General features: G+C 58.7%; 8 protein-coding genes. 3 read left to right on the top strand and 5 right to left on the bottom strand.

From position 1 onward, the window contains the following. The first annotated feature begins 113 nt into the window (after positions 1-113). From JYB85_RS02315 to JYB85_RS02305, 3 genes are read left to right on the top strand one after another with little or no spacing between them, the layout of a single operon-like run. Positions 114-2,228: a TonB-dependent receptor gene (locus tag JYB85_RS02315; RefSeq protein ID WP_207380880.1), complete on the top strand. Its 2,115-nt coding sequence runs from the start codon at positions 114-116 to the stop codon at positions 2,226-2,228. Beyond that, on the top strand, positions 2,222-3,430 hold the full coding sequence (locus JYB85_RS02310; RefSeq protein ID WP_207380879.1) for an exo-alpha-sialidase: 1,209 nt from the start codon (positions 2,222-2,224) through the stop codon (positions 3,428-3,430). Before JYB85_RS02315 ends, JYB85_RS02310 begins: the two co-directional genes overlap by 7 nt. Then, positions 3,427-3,939, top strand: coding sequence for a TlpA family protein disulfide reductase (locus JYB85_RS02305; RefSeq protein ID WP_207380878.1), 513 nt, complete (start codon positions 3,427-3,429; stop codon positions 3,937-3,939). The genes JYB85_RS02310 and JYB85_RS02305 overlap by 4 nt, the downstream gene beginning before the upstream one ends. A gap of 120 nt (positions 3,940-4,059) precedes the next feature. Here JYB85_RS02305 and JYB85_RS19045 read toward each other — a convergent pair whose 3' ends face one another. The 5 genes from JYB85_RS19045 to JYB85_RS02280 form a co-directional block, all read right to left on the bottom strand. Next, positions 4,060-9,309 (bottom strand): S8 family serine peptidase, encoded by a 5,250-nt coding sequence (locus tag JYB85_RS19045; protein WP_207380877.1) that lies wholly within the window; start codon positions 9,307-9,309, stop codon positions 4,060-4,062. Between the two features lie 276 nt (positions 9,310-9,585). Then, on the bottom strand, positions 9,586-10,788 hold the full coding sequence (locus tag JYB85_RS02295; protein ID WP_207380876.1) for a sensor histidine kinase: 1,203 nt from the start codon (positions 10,786-10,788) through the stop codon (positions 9,586-9,588). Further along, entirely contained in the window at positions 10,788-11,480 is a 693-nt protein-coding gene (locus JYB85_RS02290; RefSeq protein WP_207380875.1) for a response regulator transcription factor, read from the bottom strand. The genes JYB85_RS02295 and JYB85_RS02290 overlap by 1 nt, the downstream gene beginning before the upstream one ends. Further along, on the bottom strand, positions 11,480-11,848 hold the full coding sequence (locus JYB85_RS02285) for a DUF3019 domain-containing protein (protein ID WP_207380874.1): 369 nt from the start codon (positions 11,846-11,848) through the stop codon (positions 11,480-11,482). Before JYB85_RS02285 ends, JYB85_RS02290 begins: the two co-directional genes overlap by 1 nt. Beyond that, complete coding sequence (locus JYB85_RS02280; protein WP_207380873.1) at positions 11,842-12,693, bottom strand: MipA/OmpV family protein; 852 nt, start codon at positions 12,691-12,693, stop codon at positions 11,842-11,844. Before JYB85_RS02280 ends, JYB85_RS02285 begins: the two co-directional genes overlap by 7 nt. Positions 12,694-12,912 lie beyond the last annotated feature (219 nt).

The following is a 12,912-nucleotide window of genomic DNA, read 5'->3' as shown; positions in this document are numbered from 1 at the left end:
GAATTTGCGCCGGATCAACAAAGCGTGAAATAGCTCCAATTAAAGCAACATTAAAGATGCATGTTAAATAAAGAGCCTTAGAATGCAGTCAATTTCACAAGGAAAGGCTGCCCATGAATACATTCCCTTCGCTGCTCAGTTTGGCGCTGTTAACCACCTCCGCCGCGGCAACAACAGATAACACCGAAGTACAGACCGCACCGGATGGCGCAACCTCCACCATGGCCATCGCCAGCCCGGTCATGGAACGCATCAGCATCACGGCCAATCGCAAGCAGAATGTGGACACGGATCTGGCCATGTCCCTGGACAGCATCAGCAAATCCGAGCTGGCGCTGGACAAGGGCCAGCACCCGGCCGAATCCCTCAACAGCGTAGCCGGGGTATTGATAGATCAGCTTGGTGGTGGACAGGGACACAAGACCGCCATCCGCATGCCGATGAACACCAGCGGCTACTACCTGTTTTTGCAGGACAATATTCCCATTCAGTCACCGGCCTTCTTCAACCATAATGGCCTGTGGTGGTCCAGTTTCAACACCAATGTGGGCCGCATCGAAGTGATCAAGGGCGCAGGGACCGCCCTCTATGGCTCGGGCGCCGTGGCCGCCACCATCAATGTACTCTCCGACGAAGTAGAAGACGTCAACCGCCTCGACACAGGTCTGATGCTCGGCAGCGATAACTTCCACAAGCTGCAGCTGGGCTACAACCGCAAACCCGAGGCCGGCAAGGGCTGGCGCATTTCCGCTTCGGCCCAGGAAAGCGACGGCTGGCAGGAGCACACGGCTACCCAGAGAGCCGAAGTCAACGCCCGCCACGAATATGAAATCGACGCCAATCAACGCCTGGTGACCCTGCTGTCGGCCTCAACCCTGGAGCAGGAAATGGCCGCCGGTCTTACCGAGGAGCAATACCGGCAGGATCGCAACCAGTCTGGACTGAGCGATGCCGTGCTGGCGGTTGACCCGACCCGGCGCAGCGACTATCTGCGCCTCTCAAGCCAGTGGGACAAGCAAAGCGGCGATGCCAATTACTCGCTGATCGGCTACCTGCGCCGCAACACCAACAGCTACACGGCCACCTGGAACGCCAATATGCCCATGGTGGACAGTGTGGTGCGCAGCGCAGGCCTGTTGGCCCTGGCCAACTGGGTGCACGGCGATGACAGCGAAACCACGGTCGGCGCCGATCTGGAATACTCGGTCGGTGATGAAAGCTCGTTCCAACCCCTGGATGTGACTGTGGGCGGCTACAAGCCCGACAGCTTTGTGGCCGGGGAGCGTTTCTATGACGACAGCACAGATTACCTGGGCCTGTCGCCCTATGTGCAGCACCAAAGACCGCTGACGGAAAACCTGACCCTGACCCTGGGGGCCCGCTTTGATTACGCCGGTTATGATTATCACAACCATCTCGCGGCCCTGGGTGACATAGGCCACGGCAAGCTCAGCATTGCCGACCGGGAGGACAGCTTCAGCCACCTAAGTCCCAAGGCCAGCCTCAATTATCGCCTCGGCGACAGCAGCAGCCTGTACCTGCGCTATGCCAACAGCTTCCGCCTGCCCACCAGCGGCAGCCTGTACCACATCACCACCAAGGACAGCATCGAAGGCCTGTCGAACCTCAAACCCGAGATCTCCGACACCTATGAGCTGGGTTACAAGGCCAACCTCGATTCCCTGTCCTGGGATCTGGCGCTCTATTACATGGACGTGGACGACGGCATAGTCAACGCCTTCGATAGCGAGCTCGGCTTCCGCTATCAGGTCAATGCCACCCGGGTGATCCACAAGGGCGTGGAATTGGCCGCCGACTGGCAGGCCACCCGTGAACTGGCGCTGTCGCTGGCCTTTACCCGCGCCAGTCACGAGTTTGATGACTACCCGCCCATCACCGGCAATCAGATGATGAATGCCCCCGAATACATCACCAATGTCCGCGCCCGCTATAATCCGGATGCCCTTGAGGGCCTGAGCCTGATGCTGGAGTGGCAGGCCATAGGTGACTACTGGATGGATGACGCCAACAGCCGTCGCTATGAGGGTTATCAACTGACCAACCTCAAGGCCCGCTATAAGATCAACGACAGGGTGTCCATCAACGCCCGTGCCACCAACCTGTGGGACAAGGACTATGTGCAGTCGGCAGCCCTCAGCTACGGCAAGGCCAACATTAACCCCGGCGCCCCCCGCAGCCTGTATCTGGGAGTGGACGTCTCATGGTAACTCTGACCTCTATCAGGGCCACGGCCCTGCTGGCACTGGCCACGGCGCTGATGCCGGCGCAGGCACATCAGCATCAGGAGGCACCTGCGCAACCCCAAAGCCAATGCGTGGCCGGTGACATTCGCTGCGCCGAGACTGTCACCGCAGCCTTCGGCCCGGATGGCAGATTGTGGCGTGCCTGGGTCAGCGAGCAGCAGCTGTACCTCGACAGTTCCACCAATGTCGGTGTCAACTTCGGTGCCCCACTTAAGGTCAATGCCGAGCCCGAGGCCATCTCCACCCGCGGTGAAAATCGCCCCAAACTGGGCTTTGATGGCCATGGCGGCCTCTACCTGTCCTGGGCCATGGCCCGGGAGCAGAAGTACAGCGCCGATATTCGCCTCAGCTACTCGGCCGATGGCGGCAGCCACTTCAGCAGGCCCCAAACCATCAACGATGACCAACTCGTTGCCGGCCACTCCTTCAATGAAATGCTGGTGAGCCCCGATGGCGAGGTCAGCCTGGTGTGGCTCGACAGCCGCGCCAAGGCATTGGATCCGAGCGCCGCCGCGGGCTCGGCCATCTATTTTGCCAAGGGCAATCCTCGCCGGGATGACAACCAATTTGCCAACCGCGAGCTGGTGCGCGGCACCTGCCAATGCTGCCGCCTGGCCTTCGCCCGGGAGCCCGATGGCACCCAGGCCCTGCTGTGGCGCCATCTGTATCCGGACAATGTGCGCGAGTTTGCCCTGATGCAGCTCAAAAACAACGCCACGCCGCAGCAGGTATCCTTCGATGACTGGCAGCTCGACGGCTGCCCACACCAGGGCGGCGCCCTCGCCATCTCGGACTCGGGCCGCTACCACCTGGCCTGGTTTAACGCCGGGCGCAAGGGCCAGGGAATTTTTTACGCTTATTCCGACGATGGCGGAGTTCAATTGAGTGCGCCGCTCAAGGTCGGCAATAACCAGCAACTGGCATCCCACCCACATCTGGCGGTGCAGGGGCAGAGAGTGGATCTGGTGTGGACAGAATATAACGGCAGCGAACAACAGCTCTGGTGGCAAGGCTCAACCGATGGCGGCGCCCTCTTCGGTCCCGCCCGTCAATTGGCCGCTTCGCAGCTCGGCAGCGACCGGCCCTTTGTGCTGACCCACGACGGCAAGGTCTATGTCTCCTGGCACAGACCCGGACTGGGCCACTTTTTCCGGGAGCTGCCATGATCCGCCGCGGCCTGATGCTTGGACTCTGGCTGTTCGCCGGCTCCCTGACCGCTGCCCCCTTGCTGACGGCCCAAAGCCTGGATGCCAGGGCCGCCCTTATGGCGGGCCAGCGCTGGGTGAGCATTTGCTGGAGCCTGGACTGCCCGGCCTGTATCAGGGAGCTGGGCGAGCTTAAGCTGTTGCTGCCACAGATTAACGGCGAGCAGCTGTTGCTGATCAACACAGATGCCGACGCCGACCGTGAGCAGGAGCAAGAGCAACTGCTGGCGCAACTGGGACTGACTGCCCTGCCACAGCTCAGTTTTGCCGATGGCCAGGAGCAACAGGGGCGCTTCCTGCTCGACCCTTCCTGGTACGGCGAGCTGCCGCGCACCTTTTTTATCGATGAAAGCGGTAACTGGAAAGGCAAGAGCGGCCTGGTAGAAAGGGAATGGCTGCGGCAATGGCTGGCGCAGGATGAAGCGTCAAAGCAGACAGCCCAGCAGGCCCCCCTGATTCATCAGCAGTGAACAACCGGCCCATGGGGTGAGCATCAAGGCCTAAGCCAATAAAAAACGGGTCCCTCAGGACCCGTTTTATCTTGCGTTAACCGCAACTCATGAAGCTTGCATTAAACCAAGCATTGCAGCTCAGTGCAGGCGGCGGCGACGCACCATGGCAGCAGGAGCCAACAGCAGTGCCAGCCAGCCCAGGGCACCACCGCTGGAGGTATCCTTGGCAGGTTCAGCGGCAGGCGGCGCCGGGAAGGTGCAGCTGCCGTCATCCTGATTGGCGTTGGCATCATAGTTGGTGGCGGCGCTGTCGGTACAACCGGGCTCGATACCGTCCGAAGTCACGGTCAGCATAAAGCTCTGGGTCGTGGCATCAGTGGGGTTGACGCTGTCGGCCACTGTTACGCTGACTTGTGTTTCACCATGCCAGTTGGCATCGGGGGTGATGGTCACGGTAGCACCGGCGCTGTTGCCGTGCACCAGGGCACTGATGTGCTCACCGCTGACGGAAATCAGGTTCGGATTGGCATCAACGTCGGCGTAGGCCACTGTCACATCGGCACTGGTGTTCTCGGCGATCGTCATGGCGTTGAACGGTGCCAGGGTGATGTTACCGGCCACCTGGATGGCATTGGCTATCACCTTCTGTCCCATACCGCTGACGTCGCTGACCACGTCCATGTTCAGGGTCTGACCAGCGGCGGTTTCGGCCACACGCACCTGGAAGCTCAGGTCGAACTGGGTCGCTTCCGGACCTGTGTAGTCAAAGCAGATCACCTTGTTGGCCGTGGTCACGTCCTTCAGACCGTTAAAGGCGGCACTGACACCGGCTTCATAGCCATAGGGATAGCCAAAGATATCCAGCGGGCCATAGTTGCCGTGCACACCTATGGAACCGTAGTCATCCTGGTCGGCAAAGTCCATGTCTCCATAGGCCATCACCAACTCGAACTCACCGCCGCCGTAGCGATAAGCCTTGTTCATGATCAGATCAAAGGTATAGCGGTCGTTCTGCTCCACACCCGTTGGATAGGTGCCAAACCAGCTGGCTTGCACGCCTTGGGTACGGGCGTTGACCCACTCTATGATGAAGTCATCACCGGCATACGCCAGGGCAATACCCGAGCCTTTCCAGGGCTCAAACAGGTTTTGTTCCAGCGGCGCACCCAGCACATCGACAGTCGCAAAGATGCCGATGTTTGTGGGGTCCACATAACCACGCCAGAAGGGTGCCACGAATGGGCCATAGGGGCTCATAAAGTAAGGGAACTTTTGGCTGATGTAGTGGCTGGCCGCAGCCCAATCAGGACCGAAGGTCACAAAGCCCTGGGGCGAAACGATGAAGCGGTCATAGCTCATATAATCCTGGTTATGGAACAGGTTCATATGGCCATCGGCGCCCCAATAGTCCGCCATGTGTATCTCGAACGGATTGGTGTAGACCCAGTCTCCGAGGGTGGCATCATAATCCCAGTTGCCGCTGGCATCGGCCATGGTGCCACCTATGACCGGCACGAAACCGTAGTTCTTCGCCAGACCGACGAAGCCGCTGTCATTACGACCATAGTCAGGCACCCGGCACAGGGCGTCGGTTTCATTGGTGGTCACCTTGTAGCTGCGGTCCCAGTTACCGGAATCCTGCTGCACCCCGGCAACGCGCACTGTATTGCCGTCGACGCTCAGGTTTGCTTGCTGCTCAGGGCTGCTGACCTTAACTGAACCCGGTACCAGGGTCAGTCCTGCGGGAATCACAGTGCTGAGGTCGAAGTCGCGATCGGCACCCGTGTTGTTTTCCACCACGTGTACGGTCACATCGACAATATCGCCACCGCGAACCCTCTGGTTGTTGCTGACGGTCACGTCATCCATGCCACGCTTAAGGCGCACAGGGATAAAGCCTATGCTGCCGGGGGCTGCGCTGCTACCGATGTCGACACCGGCATAGGCCACATCGCCTTCGGCCAGGTTATCCAGGTTCCAGTTCAGATCCAGGTCAACCAAGCTGCCATCTGAGGTGGCCGGGCCTTCGACCACCAGACCATTGGCACCGCTTGGCACCAAGGCCGTGGCAACCCTGTAGCTGTCCACCAGATCTTCGGCCTTGAGCCCGTAACCCGGCCCCTGTTCCAGGTCCCAGTCACTCATATTGAAACTGGTGTTGGACAACAAGACCCAGTACTGACCTGCATCCGGATTGGTCAGGCTGCAGCGGTTCAGCTCGATCTGGGTGGTGGAGGAACAGATCCATTCCTCATCGAAATCAGCCTCGCCGTTGCCATTGCTGTCGCGGCCTATGTGAATCGCCAGTGAGCCGCCCAAATCGCCCACGTATTGGAAGAAACCCGGACCCTTGGTGTGCTCAAGCACTTCCACCACAAAGCGGGCCGTACCTTCGGGTACATTGAACAGGGTCACCTGGTTATGTCCCGGGGCATAATCACCGTCCGTGTAGATAGGCCTGTGGTTATTGTCCTGGGGCAGGGTCACTTCCGTGATATCGGCCTTGACCGGACCGTGGCCACGGTAGACCAGGTCATTGCTGGCACCCAGAGGCAGATCGGCAATGCGATAGCTGCCGTTGTCCCTGTGGACCTCAACATTCACCGCTTCCGGCAGACCGCCACGGTCGAAGTTGATAGATACGGGCCAATGTGACTTGGGTATGCTGCTGTCGGAGGCAGTGAGGTTAACACTGGTCCACAGCTCCACCCCTTCAAGGCTATCACCCGAGCCCAACAGCAGCGAATTGTGCTGGGACTGGACGTCGGTAATATCGGCCTTGATCACTATGCTCTGGCTCTCACCGGCCTTGAGACTGAAGCTCGCCGGGAAGAATTCCATCTTGGCATTGTGCATGTCGATCTCACCCTCATAGGTAGAGACCCAACGATCATAGACCCACTGATCGGCACTCAAAGTCCAGCTGCCATCGCGGGTGGCGGTCACGGTACGCACCCAGGAGCAAACGCCGCCGCGGCAGTTGCTGTTCACCAGCTGCGGCAGGTTGAGTTGGCGCACATCACCGCCCATGCGGGGGTTGGCCAGACGGAAGTTTTCCACCGTCTCATTCATGATAAGACCGGCATTGACCGCCGCCTGAGCATCCACGCGACCGGAACCGGCTCTGTGCTGGGTGGCGGGGAAACCGTCGGGATTGTACTGATCCACATCACGGCGCACCGTCTGGGAGGCGGTCATCTCCATCGCCGACTGCACCTCGGCAGCGCTCCAGTCCGGATGGGCCTGACGCACCAGGGCCATGACACCGGCCACGTGTGGGCTGGCCATGGAGGTACCACTGATGATGGCCCAGTCCTGGGATTGAGCTGAGCCAGGCGCCAGTGGATGCTCATCGGCATAGGGCGCGAGAATGTCCACCCCGGGGGCAGCAATGTTTGGCGCCATATGGTGCTTGTAAGTGATGGAAGGACCGAGGGACGAGAAGTCCGCCAGTATGTCACCCGTGGCGGGATCCAGGCTACGGTCCACGGAGCCGCCGGTAATGTTGATGAAGTGGTCGGCGGCGCCGTCATTCATCCAACTAATGATACGGTTACCGGTATAGTTGGACACATGGATGCCCGGCAGCGGATAGGCATCGTCATACAGCCTCTGCTCTTCCTGGGTCATGCCCGAGTACCAGGCCTGATTGTAGAGGATAAAACCACCGGCTCCGCCGGCCTTGACGTTGTGCGCCTTGGCGACCCTGGCATTGGTTCCGCGCTCACAGATCACCACCTGATCGGCACTGAAGGTGCCGGGGGCAAAGGCGTTTAGACACTGAGGATCGCCGTAATCAGCCGCACTCACGGGAATACCCAGGCTGATGCTGTCCACCGAGTAACCGGCGATATCATCGCCCCAACTGGAGTTGGGATCTATGTAGAGATAAGGGGTGGAGTTGCCACCGCTGAAGGAGAGCAGGTTGTTGGTCTTGTGCAACACCCTGTCGTGGGTGCTGGCGGCCACCACCATTTCCCAGGGCGCACTGTGGCCCAGGCTGCCAAAGAAAGTGTTGTAGGCATCACCACCCGAGTTACCGGCGGCCACCGCCACGGAAATACCGGCCTCACGGGCCGAGAGTATGGCCAGCTCGGTACTGTTTTCCCATGGGAATGGCTCGCCACCACCGATGGAGAAGTTAATCACATCCACGTCGTCGGCGATGGCCTGTTCATAGGCCTTGAGGATCGCCTCAGTGGGACAACCCGCTTCCGGGAGACACACCTGGTAGGAAATGATGTTGGCATGTGGCGCCACGCCCGAGGTGGACTCGAAGGTGAAGCCCAGGGGCTCGCCGTCACCATCCCCCAGGGAGGGGGCCTGCAGGGGCACGTTTTCCACGTAGTTACCGGCGGCGGTACCTGCGGTGTGGCTGCCGTGGCCCTGGATGTCCTCACCCGTGGCCGGGGCTTGGCCCTGGTAGGTGTCGGTAATCACAGGCCAGCTGTATATACCAATAAGCTTATCGTTACAGACCAGCTTACCGGTGGCGCAGTCGCCCAGGTAATTGCCGTCGCCCAGGGGGTTGCTGTGATCGTAGCCGTCACCACCAATATCGGCGAACGCCACATGATCCGAGTTGATGCCGGTATCTATGATACCCATCACCATGCCCTCACCCTTCCAGGGCAGGCCGGTGACAGTGTTGCCGCTCCACACCTGATCGGCACCGATAAAGGTCGGGCCGCGGTCGGTCTGGATCTGCTGCATGGTGGAGCGTTCGATGAACTGTACCTGAGGCAGGGCCGCCAGTGCCTTGGCCTGGGCCTGGGTCATCTTGATGGAGAAACCGTTAACCGCGTTGGTGTAATTGGCGCGCACCGGGTTTTGTATGCCCTGGCTGCGGGCCATCTGCAGCACGTCATTTTGCTTGGCGCTCAGGTATTGACGATAGCTTTCCACTCTGGATTGTTGCACCGCCTGCACCTGGGCCTGGTCGACGACAGCCGCCTTTTGCATCCTTTGCTTGCCCTGTTGCATCACAGGCGTTTGGGAAGCCATCTCGTTGCGGATCACCTGCTTGGCGGTGGCGGCATAACCTTTAACCCGACCGTCGTAGGTGGCCAGCGGCAAGTCCCGCAGCCGTACTATGTACACATCCTCGCCATTGCGATTAGGCTCTTCAACGAACTTGGCCTTGGCCGATGCGGGTTGATGCTGCTGGTTCAATCCGCCGGGCATGGGACGGATAGTGTTATTGGATTGGGGCGCTTTATCGGAAACGCGCTTGGGCCGGCTTAGTTCTTCTTTGGTGATGGCTTGCAGTACAACGCCACCCTTGCTGCCAGTGGCAGACACGTTTGTCGACGACGTGGGCATGGCCGATGCCATACCGGCGCCATACAGCGCCGCAAGTGTCGCCACAGTAAGGGACTTCAGTTTCATTCTAGTTCTCCTGGAGGAGTGGATTCGGGTTTTTGGGTTTGCCTCCCCAGGCGATACCCTAAGGCAGAAGTAGCAGCGAAACTGTCCAAAAGTGTACTTTTGGTGACAATTGTTAAACATTTGCTGCCAAATTCATTTACTTGGCGCGACAAAAAATAACCGGACCCGATGGCCCGGTTTGCGGTCTGCCCCAAGGGCGGAAAAGCGAGGAAAAAGGAATGTGTCCCAACGGAAGGCCCGGGAAGAAGACCCGGAAAGAAGGCCCAGGGAATGGGGCTACTGTGTTATCAAGGGAAGTAAAATCAAAACCTTGGCCCCACCAAGGCTGGAGGGCTGCAGTTGCAGCTGGCCCTGGTGTTTCTCTACCACCCGCCGCACTATCGACAGGCCCAGCTTGTGGTGTGCCCGCTGGCCATCACCGCCGTTTCCTTCCGCCGCGTCCCAGCCGGGGCCATCGTCCTCCACCGTCAGCAGCAGGGTATCACCCTGTTGCTGACAGCAGATGAGTACCCGGCTCCTGGCAAAACGCAGCGCATTACCGAGCAGGTTATTCACCAGGCGTTTCATCAAGTTGCTATAAAGCCAGGCGGAAATTGGCTGTGGCAATTGCAGCTCGATGGCGATGTCGTTGTCTGCCGGCACCTGCGCCAGCAGATCCTTGATAAAGGCACCAAGTTCCAGCTCGGTGCGCTCGTTGCCCACCTCGCTGTACTCGTTTTCCGCCAACGACAGGTAATCGTAAATATTGTCTTCGATGTCGGCAATGTTGTTGTTCAGCTGCCGGCGCGAAGCATCCAGGTTGTCCGCCGTCATCAAATGGCTGAGAAACTTTATCCGCGCCAGGGGCGTCTTGATGTCATGGCATACTGTCTCGGCCACCTCGGCCTGGAACTGATTCAACTGCTCGATGTTGGCCGTCATGTTGCGCAGTGACTGGGCCAGCGGCGCCAGGTAGGACTTGGGGCTGAGGGAGAAGGCCGGAAACTTGCCGAACTTGATTTCGGAAATCGCCGAGCGACGCAGTATTTCTATGTCGCGGAACAGATTGCGACTGAGCAGAAAAATCACCAGAAACAGTGCCAAGTAGAATACATAGGCCAGATCCAGCCCGTGCTCCAGCTTATCCGGCGACTTGAGGTTGTTGATGCAAAGAATTTTGTCCGACTCGGAATGACGGCACAGCATCTGCCGCCCCTGTTTGTCGCGCATGGCAAACACCTGGGCCTCGTCCAGCGTGCCGCCCCAGTAACCGGCGGGGTACTCCACAAACAGGGCGTCACCACAGCCAATGCCGTTATCCATCTGGCATTGCAGCGATCTGTGGCTGTGCTGTAATTGCTCCACCGCCTGCAACACGTATTCCGCATCCACCACGGGTGCAGATTCACTGCCGTACCAGCGATACACCTGGCCCAAACTCAGGGCCAACAGCAGTACCGTGGCTATCAGTACGGCGTTGAAACGCAGCAAGGGACTCATCACAACTCCGGTTCACCATAGGACAGGTAATAGCCCTCACCCCAGGAGGTCTGCACGTTCCATTTGTCATCTATGGCCTGTAATTTCTTGCGCAATCTCGAGGCGCGACCATCCATGGTGCGGGCCATGCCGTCATAGCTGCGGCCCAGCAGGCGCTGGAACAGGAACTCCCGACTGACCACAGTGCCAAAGTGGGCCAACAGGGCCTCCAGCAACTGAAATTCCGCCGTGGTCAGCTCCAGCAACTGGCCGTTAAGCTCTGCCCTGCGGGTCAGGGCGTTCAAAGAGAGGTTGAACTGGCTGTAGTGGCTCTGGGGCGTTTCTGTCTGTTGTGGCCGCCCGAGAAACACCTTGATCTTTGCCAGCAGCAACCTGGGATCTATGGGTTTGAGCAGATAGTCCTGGGCCCCCAGCGACAGACCATGGAGCTGATTTTGCAGCGAGGTCTTGGCGGTCATAAACAGGATTGGGCATTGGGTCTGGCTGCGGATCTCGCTGACAAAATCAAAGCCACTGCGGCCCGGCAACATCACATCGCAGATCAGCAGATCCACCTGTTGCTGCTGCAAAATAAACTCGGCGCGATTGGCGTTGGCACAGGTGCTGACCATGTAGCCTTCGTTTTCCAGGCACAGTTTGATCAGTCGGGTCAGTTCGGGATCATCTTCAAGCAGCAGTATATGGGCAGACATCAGAACAGGCTCCAACTGAGGCGTCGCTCCTGCAGCGGCGGCTTCTCCTTGATTAATAAATCGATACGCTGCTTGGCCAGCACCTGATGGGTATCCGGGTCCACCAGACTGAACTCGGCATCCTGACTGAGATCCAGCTCCAGCGGGAAATCATCCAGATTATCAGCGCAATGAATATATTCTTCCGGCCGCGTCGCATCGACCAGGCAGGCCAGCTGTGGTGCCTGCCAACTGACGCTGACATTCATGCGACAGGGGCTGTCGGGGGCGGTAATGCAGACCCTGGGCAAAATCTCAAACGACAGCGGCTCGGCGGCCAAAGGGCCTCCAAACAACAGCGTCAGCGAGATTAGCCAGGTCTTTACCATGTCTTCATCACTCCGATAAACCAGATATCGTGGGTCTTGCTGGCCAGGAAATAGCTGTTGTCGAAAGCCGAGGACAGCCATTCGCGGCGCCAACTGCCAATCAGACGCAGATCCTCATCCAAAGGCCAGGACAGCTCCAGTTTGAGCGACGGCAGCCACTGGGCATCGGGCCTGCTGCTCCATACCCTGCTGGTTTCCAGCCTGGTGATGCCGAAGTGATAGTTGCTGTAGTGGCTGTCGAGCCAGCGTCCACCCACTGTGGTGGCCACGTCCAGAGGCCCGAGTTTGGTCAGGTAGCGCAGCTGGTTGTTCCACTCCAAACCGCCGTGAACATTGCTGACATCGGCGTGCAGCGCCGAACTGAACTGCCAATCACCGTGGCGCCAAAACAGGGTACTGCCGGCGAGGTAGCTGAAATGGCGCTCCTTGAGGTGAAACAGTGCCTTGGGATCCGATTCCCAGGATGGCAGGGCCAACAGCACATTGCCGGCGGTCAGGCCGGCCAGCAGGGAATCATTGAGGGAGTTATCCTGGCGGAACATCAGGGCATCGAAACTTTGCTTGGTGGTCAAATCCCAGGAAAAGGAATCGCTTTCAAGCAAATTAAAGCCAAGATTGAGATCTTCTATATAGAAGCGCTCGCCGTAATAGGACCAACGTGGCAACAGATAAAGGGGCACGTCCTGGCCCTGGTACATCAAAGAGTTGTAGCGCCCCACGCCGAGGGCGAGCGACAGCTTGCCGCTGCTTGCAGCGGCCTCTTGGGCCTGGGTACCAAACAGGGGTAAACACAACAGCAGTGCCGGTACCAGGCGCCGCCAGAAGGAAAAACAGCAATTGAACATCAAATATTCCTAATGAATCTCCGAGCTTTGTATCAATTGTTCACCCACCGCACCAGCGTTTAACCGCCTCCGGGTACACTTTTGTACAAATTCCATCGCATAAGCGGCTTGATTGTTTTCACATTATAGGAGATGCCGTGCAGCTTGCCGTTGGCCAAGCCACTGTCATTGCAATAAAAAAGGCACCACTGGGTGCCTTGTATCTGTTGCCTTGCCCCT

The organism is Shewanella sedimentimangrovi, from assembly GCF_017354965.1.
In the GTDB taxonomy this organism is placed as follows: domain Bacteria; phylum Pseudomonadota; class Gammaproteobacteria; order Enterobacterales; family Shewanellaceae; genus Shewanella; species Shewanella cyperi.
Note: the sequence above shows the minus strand (reverse complement) of the source record. Positions and strands in the feature narration are given on the sequence as shown.

Excerpts from the sequence above, each read along its gene's own strand:
- JYB85_RS02315 (WP_207380880.1), top strand. The coding sequence starts at position 114 with ATGAATACATTCCCTTCGCTGCTCAGTTTGGCGCTGTTAACCACCTCC.
- JYB85_RS02310 (WP_207380879.1), top strand. The coding sequence starts at position 2,222 with ATGGTAACTCTGACCTCTATCAGGGCCACGGCCCTGCTGGCACTGGCC.
- JYB85_RS02305 (WP_207380878.1), top strand. The coding sequence starts at position 3,427 with ATGATCCGCCGCGGCCTGATGCTTGGACTCTGGCTGTTCGCCGGCTCC.
- JYB85_RS19045 (WP_207380877.1), bottom strand. The coding sequence starts at position 9,309 with ATGAAACTGAAGTCCCTTACTGTGGCGACACTTGCGGCGCTGTATGGC.
- JYB85_RS02295 (WP_207380876.1), bottom strand. The coding sequence starts at position 10,788 with ATGAGTCCCTTGCTGCGTTTCAACGCCGTACTGATAGCCACGGTACTG.
- JYB85_RS02290 (WP_207380875.1), bottom strand. The coding sequence starts at position 11,480 with ATGTCTGCCCATATACTGCTGCTTGAAGATGATCCCGAACTGACCCGA.
- JYB85_RS02285 (WP_207380874.1), bottom strand. The coding sequence starts at position 11,848 with ATGGTAAAGACCTGGCTAATCTCGCTGACGCTGTTGTTTGGAGGCCCT.
- JYB85_RS02280 (WP_207380873.1), bottom strand. The coding sequence starts at position 12,693 with ATGTTCAATTGCTGTTTTTCCTTCTGGCGGCGCCTGGTACCGGCACTG.